Origin of the sequence: Pedobacter sp. CG_S7, assembly GCF_040544395.1 — a bacterium.
Classification (GTDB): domain Bacteria; phylum Bacteroidota; class Bacteroidia; order Sphingobacteriales; family Sphingobacteriaceae; genus Pedobacter.
On record NZ_JBEONS010000036.1, the window covers coordinates 1 to 21,766 of the forward strand.

Annotated in this window: 20 protein-coding genes and 1 pseudogene; 18 read left to right on the forward strand and 3 right to left on the reverse strand. The window is 37.7% G+C overall.

The window, feature by feature from the left end; translation table 11 throughout:
- The 3 genes and pseudogenes from AAKU52_RS14700 to AAKU52_RS14710 form a co-directional block, all read left to right on the forward strand.
- Positions 1-201 (forward strand): annotated as a pseudogene (locus tag AAKU52_RS14700) (nucleotidyl transferase AbiEii/AbiGii toxin family protein); the annotation flags it as partial.
- A 418-nt stretch (positions 202-619) separates the two neighbouring features.
- Entirely contained in the window at positions 620-1,336 is a 717-nt protein-coding gene (locus tag AAKU52_RS14705) for a ferritin-like domain-containing protein (protein ID WP_354334853.1), read from the forward strand.
- A 12-nt stretch (positions 1,337-1,348) separates the two neighbouring features.
- Positions 1,349-2,185, forward strand: coding sequence for a ferritin-like domain-containing protein (locus tag AAKU52_RS14710; RefSeq protein WP_354334855.1), 837 nt, complete (start codon positions 1,349-1,351; stop codon positions 2,183-2,185).
- Positions 2,186-2,261: 76 nt separating this feature from the next.
- Here the strand turns inward: AAKU52_RS14710 and AAKU52_RS14715 are convergent, their stop codons facing one another.
- Positions 2,262-3,101, reverse strand: a complete 840-nt coding sequence (locus AAKU52_RS14715) for an anti-sigma factor (RefSeq protein WP_354334857.1) — start codon at positions 3,099-3,101, stop codon at positions 2,262-2,264.
- Position 3,102: 1 nt separating this feature from the next.
- Entirely contained in the window at positions 3,103-3,654 is a 552-nt protein-coding gene (locus AAKU52_RS14720; RefSeq protein WP_354334859.1) for an RNA polymerase sigma factor, read from the reverse strand.
- Positions 3,655-3,854: 200 nt separating this feature from the next.
- Between AAKU52_RS14720 and fucP the strand changes: the two genes are divergently transcribed.
- From fucP to AAKU52_RS14770, 10 genes are read left to right on the forward strand one after another with little or no spacing between them, the layout of a single operon-like run.
- Positions 3,855-5,057: an L-fucose:H+ symporter permease gene (gene fucP / locus AAKU52_RS14725; protein WP_354334861.1), complete on the forward strand. Its 1,203-nt coding sequence runs from the start codon at positions 3,855-3,857 to the stop codon at positions 5,055-5,057.
- 1 nt (position 5,058) lies between these two features.
- Entirely contained in the window at positions 5,059-5,391 is a 333-nt protein-coding gene (locus AAKU52_RS14730) for an L-rhamnose mutarotase (protein ID WP_354334863.1), read from the forward strand.
- Positions 5,388-7,034, forward strand: a complete 1,647-nt coding sequence (locus AAKU52_RS14735) for a UxaA family hydrolase (protein WP_354334865.1) — start codon at positions 5,388-5,390, stop codon at positions 7,032-7,034. The genes AAKU52_RS14730 and AAKU52_RS14735 overlap by 4 nt, the downstream gene beginning before the upstream one ends.
- A 48-nt stretch (positions 7,035-7,082) precedes the next feature.
- On the forward strand, positions 7,083-7,844 hold the full coding sequence (locus tag AAKU52_RS14740) for an SDR family NAD(P)-dependent oxidoreductase (RefSeq protein ID WP_354334867.1): 762 nt from the start codon (positions 7,083-7,085) through the stop codon (positions 7,842-7,844).
- A 38-nt stretch (positions 7,845-7,882) separates the two neighbouring features.
- On the forward strand, positions 7,883-8,740 hold the full coding sequence (locus AAKU52_RS14745; protein ID WP_354334869.1) for a fumarylacetoacetate hydrolase family protein: 858 nt from the start codon (positions 7,883-7,885) through the stop codon (positions 8,738-8,740).
- Positions 8,727-9,566 (forward strand): amidohydrolase family protein, encoded by an 840-nt coding sequence (locus AAKU52_RS14750; protein ID WP_354334871.1) that lies wholly within the window; start codon positions 8,727-8,729, stop codon positions 9,564-9,566. The genes AAKU52_RS14745 and AAKU52_RS14750 overlap by 14 nt, the downstream gene beginning before the upstream one ends.
- The gene (locus AAKU52_RS14755) at positions 9,567-10,358 is read left to right on the forward strand and encodes an L-fucose dehydrogenase (protein ID WP_354334873.1); all 792 of its coding nucleotides are present in this window, start codon (positions 9,567-9,569) and stop codon (positions 10,356-10,358) included.
- Positions 10,358-11,095 carry a (Fe-S)-binding protein gene (locus AAKU52_RS14760; RefSeq protein ID WP_354334898.1) on the forward strand — a complete coding sequence of 246 codons (738 nt, stop codon included), beginning with the start codon at positions 10,358-10,360 and terminating at the stop codon, positions 11,093-11,095. The genes AAKU52_RS14755 and AAKU52_RS14760 overlap by 1 nt, the downstream gene beginning before the upstream one ends.
- Positions 11,092-12,456, forward strand: coding sequence for a lactate utilization protein B (locus AAKU52_RS14765; RefSeq protein ID WP_354334875.1), 1,365 nt, complete (start codon positions 11,092-11,094; stop codon positions 12,454-12,456). The genes AAKU52_RS14760 and AAKU52_RS14765 overlap by 4 nt, the downstream gene beginning before the upstream one ends.
- Positions 12,453-13,052: a LutC/YkgG family protein gene (locus AAKU52_RS14770; RefSeq protein WP_354334877.1), complete on the forward strand. Its 600-nt coding sequence runs from the start codon at positions 12,453-12,455 to the stop codon at positions 13,050-13,052. Before AAKU52_RS14765 ends, AAKU52_RS14770 begins: the two co-directional genes overlap by 4 nt.
- On the opposite strand, the gene AAKU52_RS14775 is transcribed toward AAKU52_RS14770, so the two are convergent.
- A complete protein-coding gene (locus tag AAKU52_RS14775; protein ID WP_354334879.1) occupies positions 13,030-13,965 on the reverse strand; it encodes a helix-turn-helix domain-containing protein in 936 nt (311 codons plus the stop codon). The two genes, AAKU52_RS14770 and AAKU52_RS14775, sit on opposite strands and share 23 nt — an antisense overlap.
- 162 nt (positions 13,966-14,127) lie before the next feature.
- Here AAKU52_RS14775 and AAKU52_RS14780 point away from each other — a divergent pair, with 162 nt between their 5' ends.
- The 5 genes from AAKU52_RS14780 (at position 14,128) to AAKU52_RS14800 (ending at position 21,687) form a co-directional block, all read left to right on the forward strand.
- The gene (locus AAKU52_RS14780) at positions 14,128-14,997 is read left to right on the forward strand and encodes an AraC family transcriptional regulator (RefSeq protein WP_354334881.1); all 870 of its coding nucleotides are present in this window, start codon (positions 14,128-14,130) and stop codon (positions 14,995-14,997) included.
- A gap of 67 nt (positions 14,998-15,064) precedes the next feature.
- Positions 15,065-16,480 carry an alpha-L-fucosidase gene (locus AAKU52_RS14785; protein WP_354334883.1) on the forward strand — a complete coding sequence of 472 codons (1,416 nt, stop codon included), beginning with the start codon at positions 15,065-15,067 and terminating at the stop codon, positions 16,478-16,480.
- 5 nt (positions 16,481-16,485) lie between these two features.
- The gene (locus AAKU52_RS14790) at positions 16,486-17,661 is read left to right on the forward strand and encodes an SGNH/GDSL hydrolase family protein (RefSeq protein ID WP_354334885.1); all 1,176 of its coding nucleotides are present in this window, start codon (positions 16,486-16,488) and stop codon (positions 17,659-17,661) included.
- Between the two features lies 1 nt (position 17,662).
- Positions 17,663-19,081, forward strand: coding sequence for a GDSL-type esterase/lipase family protein (locus tag AAKU52_RS14795; RefSeq protein ID WP_354334888.1), 1,419 nt, complete (start codon positions 17,663-17,665; stop codon positions 19,079-19,081).
- A 38-nt stretch (positions 19,082-19,119) separates the two neighbouring features.
- Positions 19,120-21,687 carry a glycoside hydrolase family 95 protein gene (locus AAKU52_RS14800; protein WP_354334890.1) on the forward strand — a complete coding sequence of 856 codons (2,568 nt, stop codon included), beginning with the start codon at positions 19,120-19,122 and terminating at the stop codon, positions 21,685-21,687.
- Positions 21,688-21,766 lie beyond the last annotated feature (79 nt).

The following is a 21,766-nucleotide window of genomic DNA, read 5'->3' on the forward strand; positions in this document are numbered from 1 at the left end:
GATAGCGGTGACTGGAAAAAAGATACCATCAACGAAGAGGAGTTCAGGAAACTATTTAGCGAAAAGATCGAAAGTATTAAAATGGACTTTGTGAAAGCTGACATCTCTAGATTTATAAAAGATCCAAAAGTACTTGAAATATGGTCCCCAAGTTATTTCCACGACCTGAGTGCAAAACTAAAAATCAATACATCAAGTTAAGTTCCTACCCCTGACCAAAAGAATGTATTTAACGGGATTTCATGGGTGCTTGTAATTGATTGATTAAGATATAGTTAGAAATGGGCAGCGTCCTTCTGTTAATCAGAGTGTCGCTGGTTCGAGCCCAGCTTCGGGAGCTCAGGTTTTCAAGACCGAAGATCATATAAAACCCCCATTCTAATTTATAGGATGGGTTTTTTTATGGACAAATATTTAAGTGTAAAAATCCCGTAATGGTGGAGGAGCTGATTGTTTAACTTCGGAAGTTAATTGCGATGAACCATTGTTCAAAGCATTGGCTTCTTTTTTTTTAGATTCTAAAAAACCAAAGCTCTTTTTCTTTCGTAAGTGCCATTATAGTGCTTGATACTCCATAACGCTATCAAGAACTATCATTAACCTTAAACGAAAGATAGCTATGAAAAATTTACAAGAACAAGAGGTAAAAGAATCTCTGCAAATAGAGCGGAGCATTTACACCTCCCCAATTCACCGTCGTTCATTTTTGCAATTTGCAGGAGCGGGTGCTGCTGGCATGGCCTTAATAGCTGCGGGATGCAAAAAAGACAAAAATTATAATCCTATGGATGGAAGTGTAACGCTGAATTTCAAAGATGATTTAGGGATTTTGAATTATGCCTATGCACTAGAACAGTTAGAAGCAGCTTTTTATATCCAGGTAGTAAAAACGCCATATTCCGGTATGCCGACAAATGAAATGGCATTGCTTACTGACATCAGGGATCATGAAGTTGCCCATAGAGAGTTTTTCAAAAATGCATTGGCAACAGCAGCTATAGCAGGATTGGAAGTTAACTTTTCTAAAATTGACTTTGCTTCAAGAGACAGCGTATTAGGCACAGCCAAAGCATTTGAGGATTTAGGTGTTTCTGCTTATAATGGTGCAGGAAAGCTCATCAAATCTGCAGACTACTTAACGCTTGCCGGTAAGATTGTTTCGGTTGAGGCAAGGCATGCAGCATTGATAAGAGATTTGATCTCTAACGGAAGCTTTGCTGATAATACCGTAGTTAAAGCTAATGGATTAGACACCTCTAGAGCTCCAGGTGAAGTACTTTCTATAGCAAGTGGCTTCATTAAAACTAAAATTAACGTAACGAACTTACCATCTTAAAAATCTGAAATCATGAATATTGTAAATATATTAGAAGAAATTGAAAAAGTAGATGGTGAAATCTATGAACGTTTAAGTCCACGCAGAAATGCAATGAAAGAGTTTTACAACTTTGGTTCAAAAGTTGCCCTAGCCTCCATACCCTTGGCTTTAGGATCTATGTTTAAAAAAGCATACGGTCAGTCTGCTTCCACTTCAGTTATTAGTGTACTGAATTTTGCTTTAACATTAGAATACCTGGAGTATCATTTTTATAACCATTCCCTGTTTTCGGCACCCGGTTTAATTCCTGCAGGTGAAGCTACAAATGCAATTACTACTATCCGTAATCACGAAAAAGCTCATGTTGATTTGTTAGCTGGAGCAATTACTGCTGCAGGCGGAACCCCCGTTTCTTTTACTTATAATCAATTTGATTATACTGGAAAAGGTAACTTCAATGCTGTTTATTCTGATTATCCAACCTTTTTAGCGGTAGCACAGGCATTTGAAGATACAGGCGTGAGAGCTTATAAAGGTCAGGCACCGGCATTAATGGGAAGTCCATATTTAGAAGTGGCCTTAAACATTCACTCTGTTGAAGGCCGTCATGCTTCACATATTCGTCAGATGCGCAAAACACAGGCAGGAGGAGGCGTTAATATAAAGCCATGGATTACCGGCGCAAACGATAGCGGTGTTGCTGCTGCTGCCCCAGTATTTGCTGGTGAAGACAATGTTATTCAAGCGGGTATCACCATTACCAATATCAACGGACAAGCGGTTTCGGTAAATGCTGCAACAGAGTCATTTGACGAGCCACTAACAAGAGCACAAGTTGAAGCGATAGCTTCCTTGTTTATTAAGTAAAGGTTTATAGTTCCAGGTTTAGGTTAGGGAAGGGAATGAAAGTTCTCTTCCCTTTTTACGTTAGAAAGATAGGCAATTAGATGGAAACATTTCCAGCTACAATCATCTGATCCATGGTAGGTGTTTCACTACCACCACGTTTTTCTAAGGTAACAGCAAATGTTTGTACAGCGGATATTTCTTTCATGTTCACCAATATTTCTGGAGTATTAGGTTTAACATCAAACACACCTAAATCTACAGGTTTGCCATTTACCAATGCCCATAATTGGTACTGGTCTGACTTATCGTTTGCAGGAAGCCTCATTTTTGAGTTGTCTATTATTACCTGTTTGTCTGTTACATGCCAGTAAACAATCAAATGTGCATTTGGATCCATTTTAGTTCCCGAAAGTTTCACTGTTTTCCAATCTGGGTCGTTTACCATTGCTGAAATTTTCTGCAAATCAGCATTTGCTTTTTTCATGTAGGCTACGGTGCTGGTAAATTTTTCTTTATCCAGACTTAGGCTTGTTATTTGATCCTTAGCATTGCCCAATTGATCATGCGCATTGAAAAGCGCAAAAATACTAAAGACCAACATGGCAACACAGGCAACCAAGGCGATTCTTAATAGCCTTATTTTTCCTTCGTAAGTACTATTGTTTAAGGGGATTATTACCGCATCCTTAACCGGTGCTGTTTCCTCAATGGGAGTAATTTTCTCTAAGATGCTGCTTTCCAGTTTTTGGGAAGGTACTATAGCATGGTGAAGCGCATATTGTTCCATAGCAATTTCAATAGTTTCAATTTCCTGTTTTATTTCCAGATGTTTTGATGCCATTGCCTCAACTTCAGCTTGTTCCTGTGCATTTAATTGCCCTAGAACGTAAAGTTCAAGTATACCTGATTCACTATATGCTTTTGCTTCTTCCACTTTAATTAAAATGTTTTCTTAATTCCATTATTGCCATCCTTATTCGTGTTTTTACTGTACCCAAAGGTATATTTAATTCTTCAGCCGCTTCTACATGTGTATATCCATTAAAATACACCATGTTCAATATATTGTTTAATTCTGGTTTAAGAGAAGTGACCAGCTCTTTTAAGCCGAGAAGATCAGCATTAAAGGTAACCTCTCTTTGTGCATCAATAAGAACTACGTTATTTTCTATGTCTTGGTTTTTATTGGAATTCTTAAAATCTTTTGAGCGTAATTTATCGATAGACAAGTTGCGTGCAATATTCATCATCCAGGTAAAGAGCCGGCCTTTACTACTGTCGTAGCTCTCAGCAGAGTTCCATATTTTAATGAAAGTTTCTTGTAAAAGATCCTCAGCTACTCCGGTTTGATGAATTATTCTGGAAATCACCCCAAACAATGCACCAGAATACATATTGTATAAAGCTTGAATAGCTATGGTATCCCGACTTTTCAGCTTACTAATGAGCTCTTCTTCAGAGAGCAATATTTTGGTTGTAGTTTTCAATGCTTTTGCGAATATACAAAACAACAACATGATACAAGCAAATTTGTTTTTTTTTTGAAAGGCAGCAGATAGTAAAAAATAAAACGCTAAAACCCTAGGCAATTGAAAATTCAAAAAGACAATTTCATTGAATAAAATGGTAATATATTAAAATAATTTTTGGATGATTTTCATTTACTTTGACATTAAACTTTTAGCAAATGCCAAAGAATAAATATTTATTGCCTTTTATAATGATCACTTCCCTGTTTTTTTTATGGGGTTTTGCTTATGGATTGCTAGATGTTTTAAACAAACATTTCCAGGAAACCCTTAATATTAATAAAAGCAGGTCTACTTTACTTCAGGCTGCTTATTTTGGCGCCTACTTTCTCGTGGCTTTGCCTGCAGGTTTATTTATGAATAAATACGGTTATAAGAAAGGAATTATATTCGGTTTATTGCTTTATGCAATCGGTGCATTTATGTTTTATCCTGCCGCGGAAAATGCAAGTTTTAATTTATTCTTACTTGCTCTTTTTGTTATAGCTTCGGGTCTAGCTTGTTTGGAAACAGCAGCTAACCCTTATGTTACCGTATTGGGAAATCCTGAAACTTCAACTAACAGGCTAAATCTTTCTCAATGCTTTAATGGGGTAGGTTCTTTTTTAGGACCTATTATAGCTGCCTATTTATTCTTTAATAAAGAAACTTCGGAAAGCGCAGGTAATTTGGACTCTGTTAAACTAATCTATGTTATTATAGGGGTGTTGGTGTTGATTGTTGCAGGCATATTTATGCGCACCACTTTGCCTGAGATAAAGGAAAGTGAAATTGTGAGTTCAGCTGCACTTAATCAAAAGCCTTTATTCAAACATAGTAATTTTACCTATGGCCTTGCAGCACAGTTTTTTTATGTGGCTGCACAGGTAGGTATTGCAACTTTATTTATTAATTATTGTACAGAAATAGGAGTTGGTATCGATAATGCAACTGCAGCTAAGTTTTTATCTGTGGCACTTATCTTATTTACAGTAGGTCGTTTCGTTGGCACGAGTTTAATGCGCTTCATTCAACCAAGTAAATTACTTGCAGTTTACGCCCTTATCAACGTTTTACTTTGTGCAATAGTTATTAGTAAACAAGAATGGGTTTCTTTATATTCCTTATTGGGCTTGTTTTTCTTTATGTCGATTATGTTTCCCACTATTTTTGCTTTAAGTATAAAGGACCTCGGAAAACACACTAAAAAAGCATCATCATTCTTGATCATGTCTATTGTAGGTGGCGCAATTGTACCCTTCGTAATGGGAACCATTGCAGATCATGACGAAACTGCAACTGCTTACATTGTTCCGTTAATATGTTTTTTAATCGTATCCATGTATGGATTGAAAGGATATAAAGTTGAAAAATCTATTTAATATGAAGACGTATTACTTAACGCTTGATTTGGTTGATGATCAGAAATTAATTGAAGAATATGATAAATGGCACCTCGCCGTCTGGCCTGAAATAATTATGAGTATTAAAGAAGCGGGCATTGAACAGATGGATATTTACAGGTGCAAAAATCGTTTAATGATGATTATGGGAGTAAATGCTGATTTCAATGCGGAGGAAAAAGAGAAGATGGACCTGGCTAACCCTCGAGTACAGGAATGGGAAAAGCTAATGTGGAAATATCAAAAAGCTCTGCCGGGAGCAAAACCCAGTGAGAAATGGATGGTAATGAATAAAATTTTTGAATTGGAATGAGCATAAGACAAATACAAATTAACCCTGACGATAACGTGCTGGTAGCCTTACAGGACTTGACTAAAGATACAGTCGTTCATTTTAATGGGTTAACCATCACCTTGCAGGATGATGTAAAAGCGAAACATAAGTTTTTTATTAGGGAAATGAATATCGGTGATGAGGTGTTGATGTATGGTGTTCTTGTGGGTAAAGTACTAACCCCAATTGCAATGGGTGGATTAATGACTATTAAGAATATAAAGCATGCCTCGCAAGAATATTGTTATAGATCGGTAAACTACCAGTGGGAAGCACCAGATGTTTCAAAATTTGAAGAGTTAACCTTTAATGGATACCATCGTAATGATGGAAGTGTTGGTACAGCTAATTATTGGCTGTTCATTCCAACCGTATTTTGTGAAAATAGAAACCTAGACGTAATTAAAGAATCACTTCAAAATACATTAGGCTATGGCGTGACGCATAAATATAAGGAATTTACAAAGCAGCTGCTTCATGCTTATGAGCACGGACAAGCAATTGAAACCTTCCAGACCTCCCAAATTTCAAGGATTCCTGCAGAAACACAGCGTATTTTTAAAAATGTTGATGGTATTAAATTTTTAAATCACCAGGGTGGATGTGGGGGTACCAGACAAGATTCAGAATTACTGAGTAAATTGTTAGCTGCTTATGCCGACCATCCAAATGTTGCTGGTATTACGGTGTTAAGTTTAGGTTGTCAACACTTGCAAACGAGCAACCTAATGGCCGACATACAATTACGTAATCCTCATTTTGATAAACCAGTATTGTTGTTTGAACAGCAACAAAGTAAAAGTGAAGAGGAGTTGATTAAAGAGGCTATATTGCAAACTTTTATTGGGTTAACGGCAATAAATAAGATAGAAAGAAGTCCGGCGCCTTTGAGTAAACTTTGCGTGGGGGTTAAATGTGGTGGCAGTGATGGTTTTAGTGGAATTTCAGCTAACCCCGCCGTAGGTTATACTTCAGATTTGTTGGTGGCTTTAGGTGCTAAGGTCTTGCTGGCAGAATTTCCAGAGTTATGTGGTGCTGAACAAAACTTAATAGATAGGTGCGTAGATAAACCGTGTGCAGATAAATTTATCCAGCTGATGCAGGAGTACGATGCACAGGCTCATGCTGTGGGGTCAGGGTTTTATATGAATCCTTCTCCGGGAAATATTAAAGATGGATTAATTACTGATGCGATAAAAAGCACTGGTGCAGCAAAAAAAGGGGGAACTTCTCCTGTAGTAGCTGTGCTCGACTATACCGAGCGTGCAACCCAGCCAGGCTTAAATTTAGTGTGTACTCCAGGAAATGATGTCGAAGCCACAACGGGTAAAGCAGCTAGTGGTGCTACCCTTATTTTATTTACCACAGGCCTGGGCACCCCAACTGGAAACCCTGTTTGTCCGGTTATTAAAATTGCTACCAATACTGTTCTGGCTACAAAAATGAGTGACATTATTGATATTGACACCGGGGGAATCATCAGTGGAGAAAAATCTATTCAGGAAATGGGAATAGAAATATTGCATTATTGTATTAAAGCTGCAAGTGGTGAAATTACTCCTAAAGCTGTACTTCTAAACCAAGATGATTTTATCCCATGGAAAAGAGGCGTTTCTTTATGAAATTTTCCTAGCTTTAAAAATCCGATTATAATTTTTAAATAAATATAGATGTTTAGTTTAAAAGGTAAGTCTGCCGTTATTACAGGTGGAGGCAGTGGGATAGGCAAAGCAATAGCGATGCTTTTCGCAAAACAAGGTGCTGAAGTTCATATCATTGAACTGAATGCTGCTGCTGCAGCTCAAACTATAGCTGAAATTGGTGACGAAGGCATTGCTTTTGCTTACGGTTGTGATGTAAGTAAACAGCAGCAGGTTTTAGAAACCTTTAGCAAAATCAGTAAAGTTGATATCCTGGTTAATAATGCAGGAATTGCTCATGTGGGAAATGTAGAAAAGACAAATGAAGCCGACTTCACGAAAATATTCGATGTGAATGTTCGTGGTGCTTATAATTGCTTGTTTGCGTCCATTCCAATGATGAAAAAACAGGGTGCTGGTGTTATTCTGAATATGGCTTCTATCGGTGCTTTGGTTGGGATTACCGACCGATTTGCTTACTCCATGAGTAAAGGTGCTGTATATGCAATGACACTTTCAATTGCCAGAGATTATCTTTCAGAAAATATTCGCTGTAACAGTATTTCGCCTGCCAGGGTACATACCCCTTTTGTTGATGGCTTTATTGCAAAAAATTATGCCGGAAAAGAAGCTGAAATGTTTGATAAACTATCTAAAAGTCAGCCGATAGGCCGAATGGGAACACCGTCTGAAGTGGCTTCCTTAGCTTTATACTTGTGTTCTGATGAAGCTGGTTTTATTAGTGGCAATGATTATCCTATAGATGGAGGGTTTATTAAATTAAATAATTAAAATTAATACTTTCAAGTATTAAGCTTATAAAAATAAATATGAAATTAATAAGATGGGGTGCTGCTGGTAAAGAGAAAACTGGTGTAATTATTAATGAGGTGTGGTTGGATACTTCTGCATTTGGTGGTGATTACGATGAAGCTTTTTTTGAAAATAGTGGATTAGAAAGACTGGAGCAATTTGTGAAAGCAAATACTGGTAAATTGGATCAAATTAGTAGTGATATGCGTTTGGGTTCACCTATTGCCAGGCCGTCAAAGATTGTCTGTATTGGTTTAAATTACGCCGATCATGCTAAAGAAACCAATACGCCATTACCTGTCGAACCTATCATATTTATGAAATCGACAACTTCTATGGGAGGTCCTTTTGATGATATTGTGATCCCTAAAAATTCTGTCAAAACAGACTGGGAGGTTGAACTCGGCGTAGTTATTGGTAAAAAGGCTTCCTATGTGGATGAAGCAGATGCTTTAGCTTATGTAGCAGGATATGTTTTACACAATGATGTTTCAGAACGTGAGTTCCAAATTGAAAGAAATGGAACTTGGGATAAAGGTAAAGGTTGTGATACTTTTGCACCAATGGGGCCGTTTTTAGCGACTCCTGATGAATTAGATGATGTGAATAACCTCCGCCTGTGGCTTACCGTTAACGGAAAAATAATGCAGGATGGAAATACAAGTAATTTTATTTTTAATGTACCCTTTGTGATTGCTTATGTAAGTCAGTTTATGACCTTATTACCTGGTGATGTGATTTCAACTGGCACACCCGCAGGTGTAGGTTTAGGTTTTAAACCTCCAATTTATTTAAAGGAGGGTGATGTAGTTGAACTGGGTATTGATGGACTAGGCGTAGCTAAACAGAACCTCAAATCTTATGTTAAAAATTGATGCCCATCAACATTTTTGGTTATACAACCCGATAAGAGATAGTTGGATTAAGGAGGATATGGTCATTCTTCAGGATGACTTTATGCCTGAACATTTACAGCCAATTCTGGAGCATTATGGTTTTGATGGTTCTGTAGTTGTGCAATCTGACCAATCACCGGAGGAGAATATATTCCAAATAAAAAATGCGGAACGCAATCCTTTTATAAAAGCGGTTGTTGGCTGGGTTGATCTTCAAGCTGAAGATATTCGTGATCAGCTAGCGGAATATAGCCAGCATGATAAACTTAAAGGCTTCAGGACTATCCTTCAAGGTGAGGAAGATCGTGCTTTAATGTTACAACCTGATTTTAAAAGGGGAATTGGTAGGCTGAAAGAATTTGGATTTACCTATGATATCCTGGTGCTGCCAGATCAACTTAAATACGCACTTGAATTGGTTGCTGAATTTCCGGACCAGCCTTTTGTGTTGAACCATATTGGTAAACCTAACATCAAACAACAGCATATTTCCGCATGGCAAGCTAACATAAAGGCTTTGGCTGAACATGAAAATGTTTCCTGCAAAGTTTCGGGTATGGTTACTGAAGCTGATTTTAGGAATTGGAAAAAAGAAGATTTTAGGCCTTATCTGGAGGTGATATTTGAAAGTTTTGACCTCAACAGGGTGATGTATGGTTCTGATTGGCCCGTGTGCCGCTTAGCTGCTACTTTTGGTGAGGTTACAGGCTTGTTGGAAGATTATACTGCCTCTTTTTCTGAAAACGAACGTTCTCTTTTTTTGGGTGGAAATGCCATTAATTTTTATAATATAAGTACTACATAAATGGATCTACAATTACAAAATAAAGTTATTATCGTAACTGGTGGTGCTAAAGGTATAGGTGAAGCAATTGCTAAGAATTTAGCGATTGAAGGAGCTATACCTGTTATTATTGGCCGGAATGAAGCTGATAACAATAAGGTGCTTAATGAAATTATTAACCATGGAGGGCAAGCTTTTCAGGTAGTTGCAGAGTTAAAAGACCCTCAGCAATGTTTGAATGCTGTGAATAAAGTGTTGGCACAATTCGGAAGGATTGATGGTTTGGTAAATAATGCTGGTGTTAATGATTGTGTAGGGTTGGAAAGTGGAGATTATGAGAAATTTATAGATAGTCTGCATAAAAATGTAATTCATTATTACTTAATGGCTCATTACGCATTGCCAGCGCTGAAGGCTACTAAGGGAGCGATTTTAAATATTGGCTCTAAAGTGGCAGATACCGGGCAGGGTGGTACTTCAGCTTATGCAGCAGCTAATGGAGCGAGAAATGCACTGACCAGAGAATGGGCTGTAGAACTTCTACCATATGGCATTAGGGTAAATGCTGTCATTGTTGCGGAATGCTTTACTCCTTTATATCAATCATGGATCAATACCTTAGAAAATCCAGAAGAAAAATTAAAATCTATTCAAAGTATAATTCCTTTAGGTAACCGCATGACTACAGCAGATGAAATTGCAAATACCGCTTTGTTCCTGTTGTCAGCGAATTCGAGTCATACCACTGGCCAATTAACTTATGTAGACGGTGGCTATGTCCATCTTGATCGTTCATTAATCAATCTCCAATGATGAAAGTAGGCTTATTTATTCCTTGTTATGTAGATCAGTTTTATCCAAAAGCGGCAATTGCTACGCTTGAATTATTGGAGAAACTTGGTGTAGATGTTTCTTACCCTAGTGCACAAACTTGCTGTGGACAACCGATGGCAAACTCTGGGTTTGCTAGTCTTACAGGTGGTTGCAATGAGCTTTTTGTAGAGAATTTTGCGGAATTCGATTACGTAGTTTGTCCTTCAGGAAGCTGTGTATTACACATTAAAGAGCATTTAACCTCCACAAAAGATGAAGGTGCAGCAATTGCAACCAGAAATAAAATATATGAACTTACTGCTTTTTTAACAGATGTTTTAAAGGTTAAAAGTTTAAATGCTAAGTTTCCTTATCGTGTAGGATTACATCAAAGTTGTCATGGCCAAAGGGGATTAAAAATTTCTCAAATGTCTGAATTAATGGAACCGGAATTTTCAAAACCACTGGAATTATTGGCTATGGTTGAAGGTTTAGAAATTATAACGCTTGATAGGAAAGATGAGTGCTGTGGATTTGGAGGCACGTTTTGTGTTGCTGAGGAGGCTGTATCTGTTAAGATGGGCAAAGATAGGGTTGCCGACCATGTAAAAAATGGGGCGGAATACATCACTGCTGTAGATCTTTCCTGCTTAATGCATATGGAGGGCGTATTGAAGCGTCAGGGGAGCAATGTTAAAATTGTTCATATTGCTGAAATTTTAAATTACCAGGGATGAAAACACATGCGGACGCTGCAGAAGCGTTTATTAAAGACGAATCTAGAACGGACTGGCATGATGAAACGCTCTGGTTTGTAAGGGCCAAAAGAGATGTTGCTGCACATGGCATTCCAGAATGGGAAAAATTGAGAGAATGGGCTTCTCAAATAAAGGACCATACGCTTTCTAACCTAAACAATTACCTTGCTGCATTTGAACAAAATGCCATTTCAAATGGTGTTACGGTTCATTGGGCTGCAGATGCTGAAGAACACAATCAGATTATTCATCAAATTATCCAGAATAATAAGGTCACAAAGATTGTGAAAAGCAAAAGTATGCTTACTGAGGAGTGTCACCTGAATGAATATTTGAATAAACAGGGCATCGAAACAATCGATACTGATCTTGGTGAGCGAATTGTACAATTACGCAAGGAAGCTCCAAGTCATATCGTATTGCCTGCAATCCACTTAAAAAAGCAAGATGTAAGTGATACTTTTCATGAGTTTTTGAACACGGAAAAGGGTAATAATGATCCTCAATATTTAACTGAGGCTGCACGCGAACATTTACGGAATCATTTCGTCGCTTCAGAATTGGCGATTACCGGAGTAAACTTCGCAATTGCAGCAACTGGAGGTTTTGTGGTTTGCACCAATGAAGGCAATGCCGATATGGGCGCGCATACCGCAAATATTCACATCGCTTGCATGGGTATTGAAAAAATTATTCCTGAAGCAGCCCATCTTGGTGTTTTTTTAAGATTGCTGGCAAGAAGTGCAACCGGGCAACCCATTACCACTTATTCCAGTCATTTTCATAAGCCAAGACCTGGTCAGCAAATACACATCGTCATTGTAGATAATGGGAGAACAAGGCAACTTGGGAGAGCTGATTTTCGAAATTCCTTAAAGTGTATCCGCTGTGCGGCATGCTTCAATACTTGTCCCGTTTACAGAAGAAGTGGTGGCCATAGTTACCATACGGCTATTGCTGGGCCAATAGGCTCAATTTTAAGTCCTAACTTAGATTTAAAAGCTAATTCTGATCTTCCTTTTGCATCTACCCTTTGTGGCTCATGCACTAATGTTTGTCCGGTAAAGATTGACATTCATCAACAACTATGGAAATGGCGACAGGTAATTGTGGCAGAAGGCCATGTTTCAAAAGGAAAAAAAATGAGCATGTTGGGGATGAGCTTTTTGTTTTCACATCCATCAATTTACAGCTTTTCGGGTAAAGTAGGAAGATGGGTGATGAAAACCTTGCCCTTTATGGTAAACAACCGATTAAACCCCTGGTATAAGCAGCGCGATATGCCGGCGGTACCTAAAGAAAGTTTTGGTGAATGGTATAAAAAGAATAGAAAATCATGACCTCAAGAGAGAAAATATTAAAGGTAGCCCTTCAAAATCAACCTGAACTTGTTGCATTGCCAACAATTAATTTTGAGGAGTTAATTTCGTATGCTAATGTGGTTGCTCAATTCGAGTCTATGTTAACAACAATTGGTGGAAAAGTGACGCATTTTAAAGAGGAGAAATCCCTATTAGCTCAAATGCTTACGCATCCTGAAAAGGATGTAGTGGTTAATATGGTCAATGCAACCCCTTTGCAGAAGCAAAGCATGAGTATTAAAAAATCTTTTGAATTGGAAAATGTTAATACAGCTTATATAAAAGGCACATTAGGAGTTGCTGAAAATGGAGCTGTGTGGGTAGATGAAAAAGCAATGGTCAACAGAGTTTTGCCGTTTATTTGTCAGCACCTGGTGATTGTTTTAAAAGCAGAACAGATTGTAGCCACCATGCATCACGCCTATCAGCAGATAAATGTTGCAGAAACAGGTTTCGGTACTTTTATAGCTGGCCCATCTAAAACAGCCGATATTGAGCAAAGTTTGGTTATAGGTGCCCATGGTCCAAGGAGCTTAAACGTGTTTTTGCTTACTACTGATCTAGTGGTAGATTAATTAAATAATAAGAACCTGTTTTTAATCGTTTTTTATAATCTGAAGGGTTTATTTTCTGTATTTTTTTGAAGATTTTCGAGAAATGATGGCGATCAGAAAAGCCACATTCAAAAGCAATTTCATCCATTGATTTATTGCTATGGTGCATAAAGTTACATGCTGCTTGCACTCTTAATTTTAGGATGTACTGTTGTGTTGTAACTCCGGTGCCTATTTTAAATAGTCGTGCAAAGGAATTTGTAGCCATATTTGCAGCATCAGATAGCTGTGAATTGGTTATTTTTTCGTTAAAATTAGCTTCAATGAATTTTATGGATTTCAGGATTCGGAAATCCAGGTTTGCAGGTTCCCAAATATCGTTTGGAAGTTGCAATAAGCAATCATGCAGTAATTGTTTGGTTAACAAGCATGACCTGAAGCTCGTGATGGTATTGGTTATACAGGCATCTTGAATTTGAAGTAATAATTTTTCATTGATTTGATTGCAGTTGATTTGATAAATATTATTATTCACAAAATCCATCGGATAGCCTAGTGAAAAGTGGATGAATAGGTGGTCTACATCTGCTGTTTCTTTTAGCTTTTCTAAATGATCTGTAGCGACAAAACTCCTTCCTTTTATGGACTCATTTCCTTTAGACTGATTGCGTTTTAATTGAGAGGAAAATAAGGTGTTAGGTGGGATAAGTAAGATGGTTTGCTGATTTAGGGCTATGGTTTGGTTCTTGTACTTTATAGTTGATCCTGCTACTGAATTGTGATACATTCTCCAAAAAGGTACCTTAAGATCATTGCACTCCCATTCTTCTAAAACCCAATAGCGGCAGCAAAATAACTTGATATTCAAATCTTTGAAATCCTGGAGGCTTTCAGAAGGGTCTATTTTTATTTGCTCACTTATTTTGTTATTCATTCCAATGTTTGTTTTGCACATATTATTGTGGAGAATATACAACCTTTTTTCAAAAAATATGATCAATTTTAAAAAACCAATATAAACCTAAGTAAAGTTTAATAGCATTGTATTACTGTTAGCATTGCAGTACATTCAATCTTCATGATTAATCTAGCGCGTATGAAACCCCAACTACTGAAAATCTCCAAAAGCCCCATTCAATCTTTTAGTGTTCGTCATGATTTGAAACCTATTATGGACAACAAGTTTCACTACCATCCGGAAGTGGAACTAATACATTTTATAAAAGGTAAAGGGACTCAATTTATAGGGAACAGCATTACTGAATTTCAATCAGGGGATTTAATCTTAGTTGGCTCAAATTTACCACATTACTGGAGATTTGAAAAAGAACTTCCTAATATTGGTGGTGATCAATACGGGGAAGTTAAAGTGGCGCATTTTTCTGAAAGTTTTTTAGGTCAGCATTTCTTGAATCTTCCTGAAAATAAAGCTATAAAAGATCTTTTGGAAAAAGCAAAGCTGGGGATTAAAGTAGTTGGAAAACATAAGGAAAAGGTTGCTGAACTTCTTGGTTTTATGCTGGAAGCAAAAGGTACAGACAGAATAATCTATCTGATGCTGGCATTGGTTGAAATTGTGAAATGCGATCGTCTGGAAACATTATCTTCCATTGGTTATGCACAAATTACAGAAGACGCTAATGAAAACCGGATTAAAGATATATATGATTATACTTTTGCTAATTTCCGCAAAAAGATTCATTTGGATGAAATAGCTGACATTGCCAGAATCAGCCCCAATTCATTCTGCAGGTATTTTAAGTCTTTTACAAAAAAAACCTATTCCCAATTTCTAACGGAGGTGAAAGTTGGACAGGCTTGTAAGTTGTTAATAGACAATAGATTAAATATTAAACAAGTTTGTTACGAAAGCGGATTTAACAACTTTGCTAGTTTTCATAAATGCTTTAAAGATATTACCGGTAAAAGTCCTTTGATTTACCAGAAAGAATTCATGGAATGCTAGTTTCACTAACTGCAATGATTATTGCTCATAATAGCTTCATCACCTTTTAGAAAAAAAATATACATTAATGAAAAAAATTGGGTTTTTATTATTGATGCTGTTGACCTGTTGTCAATTGTTGGTGGGACAAGAGGTTGTCTCTAAAGATGAAAGAATGAATTGGTGGCGTGAGGCTCGATTTGGGATGTTTATTCATTGGGGAGTTTATGCACAATGGGCAGGTGTTTACCATGGGCATGAGCAGCTTCATGGTGGCGCTGAATGGATTATGAACCGATCTAAAATTCCTGTAGCAGAATACCAAGAAAAAGCGAAAGAATTTAATCCTTTAAATTACGATCCTGATTTATGGGTGAAATTGGCTAAAGATGCAGGAATGAAATACATCGTAATTACCGCGAAGCATCATGATGGTTTTGCCTTATTCAAATCCAATGCGAGTAAATGGAATGTTGCAGATGCAACACCTTATGGTAAAGATTTGTTAAAACCTTTAGCCGATGCCTGTAGAAAATATGGCGTTAAATTAGGGTTTTATTACTCTCAAGCACAAGACTGGAGTAATCCAGGGGGTTCTGTAGCTAGGAAGCCAATGCGTGAAGGATGGGCAAATCCTGATTCTACAAGGATTGATAAATATACCCTTGCCCATAAGGGGCATTGGGATCCTGTGCAAGAAACGGCCACATTTCAGGAGTATATCGATAAAGTTGCCGTGCCACAGGTTAAAGAATTGCTGCTTAATTATGGCGATATTGCTGTCATTTGGTGGGATACCCCCACTAATATGACTGATGAGGCTGCATTAAAATTTCAGGATGTATTAAAGTTACAGCCACTTCTTATTACCAATGACCGATTAAAAAGACCTAATTTTTCTGGTGATACCAAAACTCCCGAACAAAAAATACCGGATAGAAAAGAGCTTGATGGCAAAGATTGGGAAACCTGCATGACTATGAATGGTACATGGGGCTACAGAACGAAAGATACGAATTGGAAAAGTACGGCTGTATTAATTCGAAACCTCGTAGATATCGCTTCTAAGGGTGGTAATTACCTACTTAACATAGGGCCAAAGCCAGATGGCTCTTTTCCTCAGGAAAGCATTGAAAGACTTAGTGCTATTGGCAAATGGATGAAGGTAAATGGAGAAGCTATCTATGCTACAAAAGCGAATCCACTTTTGGAAGTTGCATGGGGGAGAATAACCACAAAAGAAACTAAAAATGGAACTACATTATACCTTACTGTTTTTCAATGGCCTGAGAATGGTAAGTTAGAAATACCCGGACTGAAGAATAAAATTGTATCCGCTGCTTTAGTTTCGAATAAAACGGCTTTAAAATCAAAATCATCCGTTGTTTATCTTCCGATGTCAGCGCCAGATGCGATTGCGTCTGTGATAAAGGTAGAGGTTAAAGGAAAGGTTAAATCTACTGCACTGGAAGGCGGGAATATGAAAACCGGACCATTAGATTAATAAGGATGCGAAAATATGTATTTCTGCTAATTACAGTTCTAATTTTTGCCAGTGCTGATGCTCAGTTGAGCAGTAAAGGATATGTTTGTAATTTTGGAGATCTTAACAATTCATTTAATCTTATAAAACAAAGAAAAGCCATTACTATTGCCTTTTTGGGTGGTTCCATAACCCATATGGAAGGATGGCGAGGGCTAGTCGGTCAATTTTTAACACACAAATATCCAGAAGTTAATTTTAAGTTTATTAATGCCGGCATACCCTCACTGGGTAGCCTGCCTCATGCATTCCGACTAAAGCAGGATGTTTTAGAACAGGGAAAAATTGACTTGATGTTTTTGGAGTCTGCTGTTAATGATCGTGCCAATGGCACATCGGAAAAAATTCAAAGGCGTGCCTTAGAAGGTATTATTCGACATTCACTTCAGGAAAACCCGGATATGGATTTAGTGATGATGGCATTTGCTGATCCCGAGAAGCTGAAAGATTACCGCGATGGTAACATGCCTGTGGAAGTAAAGGTTCATGAAGATGTAGCACAACATTACAAACTACCATTCCTTAACCTGGCTAAAGAAGTTGCCGATCGCATAAATGCTGGAGAATTTACCTGGGAAAAGGACTTTAAAAATTTACACCCTTCGCCATTTGGACAGCTGCTTTATGCCAATACCATTTCAAATTTATTGTTGCAAAATGACAGTCTATCGTTGAAAAAGATTAGACCTAAGCATTATCCTTCTTCACTGGAGCATAGAAATTATAATAATGGTAATTATCTCAGCATAGAAAATGTGGAAGTATCTACTGGTTTTATAAGTAAAGCAAATTGGGTTCCTTCAGATCAGGCAAATACCAGACAAGGGTTTGTCGCTATTCCAGTACTGGAGGGGTTAAAGCCTGGAGCTTCCTTTGTGCTTCATTTTAAAGGTAGTGTAATTGGTATTGCCACCCTGGCAGGTCCAGATGCCGGGATTTTAGAATATAGTATTGACGGGAAGGCGTTTCCGGCAATCGATCTTTTTACACAATGGAGTAAGAACCTACATTTACCCTGGTACAAAATGCTTGCCGACGAGTTGGATGAAGGTAATCATAAGCTAGAGTTAATAATTTTGAACAAGAACAACAGTCTTTCTAAAGGACATGCCATACGAATATTAAACTTTTTAGTGAATTAAAATGAAACTTTACAAGTATATTTTTTTTAGTCTTCTTGCTATTTTCACATCATTAGCTTTTGCATATGGTCAAGTGAGGATTGCTTGTATTGGAAATAGCATTACATACGGTTCAAAACTTCCCGATCGTTTGACGCAGTCTTATCCTGCCCAACTTCAAGAAATGCTTGGAAAGGACTATAACGTAATGAATTTTGGCGTAAGCGGAGCCACCCTGTTAAAGAAAGGAAATAAGCCCTACATAAATACAGCGGTTTATAAAGAAGCATTAAATAGCCTACCAGATATTGTACTTATCAAATTAGGCACTAATGATACCAAATTAATTAACAGGACCCGCCTGCAAGATTTTAAAGAAAATTATAAGGAATTAATCAATGCATTCAGGAGTCTTCCTTCAAAACCAAGGGTAATTTTACTTACACCAGTCACAGTGTTTACAACCGACAGCACTCAAATATGGGATGACATACTTACGTGGTCAATAATTCCTTTTACCCAAGAAATAGCCTATGAAGAAAACCTGGAATTAATAGACCTGCATCGGTTATTTTTAGATAAAGAAAACCTCCTTCAGGATAAGGTTCATCCAAATGAAATAGGGGCAAAGGTCATTGCTAATCGTTTAAAAGAGCAAATAGCTGATTTAAAAACAAGGCCATTTGCTGTAAAGTCCAAGATTAAAAATTTGGTTAAAGTAAGTTCTTTTTATGGTTTTACTGATTTGGAATTTGTATTTAAAGGACATACAGCACACCTTGTTCTACCTAAAGCTGCGGCTAAAGGGAAACCATGGATTTGGCGTGCCAGATTTTGGGGGCATGAGCCACAAACAGAAGTCGCACTATTAGAAAGAGGCTATCATGTGGCTTATTGTGATGTGTCTGAATTATTTGGTAACAAAGAAGCTATAGAATTATGGGATAGTTTTTATAAAGCACTTCATAAAATGGGCTTGTCTAATAAAGTTACTTTAGAAGGGATGAGCAGAGGTGGGGTTTACATATACAATTGGGCAGCGGTTAATCCAAAAAAGATTTCTTGTATTTATGCAGATAATCCTGTGGTGGATTTAATGAGCTGGCCGGGTGGATTTGGTAAAGGTCCAGGAAGTAAAAAAGAATGGGAGTTATTTAAGAAGGATTTTGGATATCAAACTGATGAACAAGCAAAAGCATCTAAACACAGTCCAATAGATAAAATAGCGCTTATTGCTAAAGGGCGCTATCCAATACTACATATCTGTGGCGATAAAGATGAATTAGTTCCGATGGAGGAAAATACGATACCTTTCGAAAAACTGTTGTTAAGAGCAGGGGGTAATATCACCGTTATCCATAAAAAGGAGGCGAAACATCATCCTCATAGTCTTCAAAATCCGGAGGTGATAGTCGATTTTATTCTCAAAGCAAATCATTAAGCACGAAAAAAGACGCATAAAAAATAATTTTAATAAACATGAAGAAAATTTGTTTTATTTTAATGATGTTATTTGCATCCAGTAAACTGATTGCACAAAGCATTAGCGACGATCCAAATTTAAAGCTATGGTATGATAAGCCTGCTGAAGTTTGGGAAGAAGCATTGCCTTTAGGTAATGGAAAAACAGGGGCCATGGTGTTTGGCAGGATTAGTAAAGAACGTTTTCAACTCAATGATAATACTTTGTGGTCTGGCTATCCAGCCTCAGGAAATAATTCTGATGGCCCAGTTATATTACCACAAGTAAGAAAGGCAGTTTTTGAAGGTGATCTTATCAAAGCAGCTACACTTTGGAAAAAAATGCAGGGTCCTTATTCTGCTCGCTATCTTCCGCTGGGCGATCTTACTTTAAATTTTGATCAAAAAGATTCTTCAACTGTTGCTTATTATCGTGACCTTAATTTAAACAATGCATTAGCTACAGTACGGTATAAGTTAAATGGGGTTACTTATACTCGGGAAACCTTAATGAGTTATCCTGATAAGATTATGGTGGTGCGCCTTACAGCAGATAAAAAAGGCGCTATCAATTTTACGGCAGATTTAAGCAGCAAGTTACATTTTAACACGAGTGCCGTTGGTAATAATAGCCTGGTGATGAAAGGTAAAGCACCAAAATTCGTTGCTGCAAGAGCATATGAACCTGGACAGGTAGTGTATGATGAAAATCCAAATGGGGAAGGGATGACTTTTGAAGTGCATGTAAATGTTAAAGCAGAAGGTGGCAGCAGTAAAGCCATTGCTAATAGTATAGAGATCTCCAATGCAAATGCCGTTACTATTTATCTTGCTGAAGCCACGAGCTTCAATGGATTTGATAAGTCGCCAGGATTTGAAGGTAAAGATCCTGCTGTTGAGGCCAAAATGAATTTGGATAATGCTTTAATTAAAACATTTGATCAGTTAAAACGCAATCATATAAAAGATTATAAAAACTTATTTAAGCGTGTTGAATTCAGTCTTGCCACAGCAGATCCGCTTTTGTCAAAGCTTACCACAGATGAAAGATTGAAAACTTTTAACAATAGAGCCTCAGATAACCAGCTACAAACACTTTATTACCAATTTGGTAGGTATTTAATGATTTCCTCCTCTCGGCCAGGTTCAAGAGCAACGAATCTCCAGGGCATATGGAACGATCAGGTTCAACCTCCCTGGGGAAGTAATTATACCACCAATATCAATACAGAAATGAATTATTGGTTGGCAGAAAACACCAATCTTTCTGAATGCCATGAGCCATTGTTTGATTTTATAAAAGAGCTTGCCGTAAATGGAGCCAAAACAGCTAAAGTAAATTACGCTATCAATGAGGGTTGGGTTATGCACCATAACTCAGATTTATGGGCCAAAACTTCTCCTGCCGGGGGCAATGACTGGGATCCAAAAGGCATGCCAAGGTGGTCTGCATGGCCCATGGCAGGCGCCTGGTTAAGTACTCATATCTGGGAACATTATCTTTTTACAGGTGATAAAGCATTTTTAAGAAACGAAGGTTATCCCTTGATGAAAGGAGCTGCGCAATTTATGTTAAAGTGGCTTATTCAAGACCCTAAGAGTGGTTATTTGATTACAAATCCATCTACTTCGCCAGAAAATACAATTAAAATTAAAGGTGAAGAATACCAGTTAAGTATGGCTTCAACGATGGATATGGCCATCATCAAGGAGCTATTCACTGTCTGTATTGCCTCCGCAAAAGCATTGAATACAGATGTTTCATTCCAGGAAACACTGGAGGTTGCTCAGGCTAAATTATACCCCTACCATATCGGTCAATATGGACAATTACAGGAATGGTATCAAGATTGGGATGACCCTAAAGATACACATCGTCATATTTCTCATTTATTCGGACTTTATCCTGGAAACCAAATTTCTGTATTTAAAACACCTGAGCTCGCTGCTGCAGCAAAACAATCTTTAATACACAGAGGTGATGTGAGTACTGGCTGGTCGATGGCCTGGAAAGTGAATTGGTGGGCAAGAATGCAGGATGGCAATCATGCTTACGAAATACTTAAAATGGCATTTAATTATATTAATCCGGCAGATACTCGTGGGCAAATGAGTGGGGGCGGAACTTATGCAAATTTGTTTGATGCGCATCCACCTTTTCAAATAGATGGTAATTTTGGTGGCACAGCAGGAATGACAGAAATGCTGCTTCAAAGCCACGAAGGGGAGCTAAATCTCTTGCCAGCGCTTCCGGATGTATGGCCTGCAGGCGCTATTAAAGGAATCAAAGCACGGGGGAACTTTAAAGTAGACCTGAGCTGGACAAATAACCGTATGGTAAGTGCAACAATTGTTTCTTTATTAGGTGGAAACTGCCGGATAAGAACAAAGGTTCCGGTAAGGGTAGTAGAAGCCTCCTTTAAACAGGCAAAAGATTTGAATACGAATCTACTTAACCTCAGTCCAAACATTCCTGTTTACCAAAAGAAGCAAGATAGCAAACTTTTAACCCTGAATGTTGATCAAGGGTATCTTATTGATTTTGTAACCGAAAAAGGAAAATCTTATACCATCGTTCCTATTTAAAATTAACTGTTTTAAAAGCAAACAGCCTTTTCATGAATGTTAGTTTCACTGAGCATCTTGCTTATCTGGCTGAATATTG

Bases quoted from the DNA above. Each gene is read 5' to 3' on its own strand.
- AAKU52_RS14755 (WP_354334873.1), top strand. From the start codon at position 9,567: ATGGATCTACAATTACAAAATAAAGTTATTATCGTAACTGGTGGTGCT.
- AAKU52_RS14705 (WP_354334853.1), top strand. From the start codon at position 620: ATGAAAAATTTACAAGAACAAGAGGTAAAAGAATCTCTGCAAATAGAG.
- AAKU52_RS14795 (WP_354334888.1), top strand. From the start codon at position 17,663: ATGAAACTTTACAAGTATATTTTTTTTAGTCTTCTTGCTATTTTCACA.
- AAKU52_RS14765 (WP_354334875.1), top strand. From the start codon at position 11,092: ATGAAAACACATGCGGACGCTGCAGAAGCGTTTATTAAAGACGAATCT.
- AAKU52_RS14780 (WP_354334881.1), top strand. From the start codon at position 14,128: ATGAAACCCCAACTACTGAAAATCTCCAAAAGCCCCATTCAATCTTTT.
- AAKU52_RS14785 (WP_354334883.1), top strand. From the start codon at position 15,065: ATGAAAAAAATTGGGTTTTTATTATTGATGCTGTTGACCTGTTGTCAA.
- AAKU52_RS14745 (WP_354334869.1), top strand. From the start codon at position 7,883: ATGAAATTAATAAGATGGGGTGCTGCTGGTAAAGAGAAAACTGGTGTA.
- fucP (WP_354334861.1), top strand. From the start codon at position 3,855: ATGCCAAAGAATAAATATTTATTGCCTTTTATAATGATCACTTCCCTG.
- AAKU52_RS14710 (WP_354334855.1), top strand. From the start codon at position 1,349: ATGAATATTGTAAATATATTAGAAGAAATTGAAAAAGTAGATGGTGAA.
- AAKU52_RS14740 (WP_354334867.1), top strand. From the start codon at position 7,083: ATGTTTAGTTTAAAAGGTAAGTCTGCCGTTATTACAGGTGGAGGCAGT.
- AAKU52_RS14770 (WP_354334877.1), top strand. From the start codon at position 12,453: ATGACCTCAAGAGAGAAAATATTAAAGGTAGCCCTTCAAAATCAACCT.
- AAKU52_RS14800 (WP_354334890.1), top strand. From the start codon at position 19,120: ATGAAGAAAATTTGTTTTATTTTAATGATGTTATTTGCATCCAGTAAA.
- AAKU52_RS14735 (WP_354334865.1), top strand. From the start codon at position 5,388: ATGAGCATAAGACAAATACAAATTAACCCTGACGATAACGTGCTGGTA.
- AAKU52_RS14750 (WP_354334871.1), top strand. From the start codon at position 8,727: ATGTTAAAAATTGATGCCCATCAACATTTTTGGTTATACAACCCGATA.
- AAKU52_RS14775 (WP_354334879.1), bottom strand. From the start codon at position 13,965: ATGAATAACAAAATAAGTGAGCAAATAAAAATAGACCCTTCTGAAAGC.
- AAKU52_RS14730 (WP_354334863.1), top strand. From the start codon at position 5,059: ATGAAGACGTATTACTTAACGCTTGATTTGGTTGATGATCAGAAATTA.
- AAKU52_RS14760 (WP_354334898.1), top strand. From the start codon at position 10,358: ATGAAAGTAGGCTTATTTATTCCTTGTTATGTAGATCAGTTTTATCCA.
- AAKU52_RS14790 (WP_354334885.1), top strand. From the start codon at position 16,486: ATGCGAAAATATGTATTTCTGCTAATTACAGTTCTAATTTTTGCCAGT.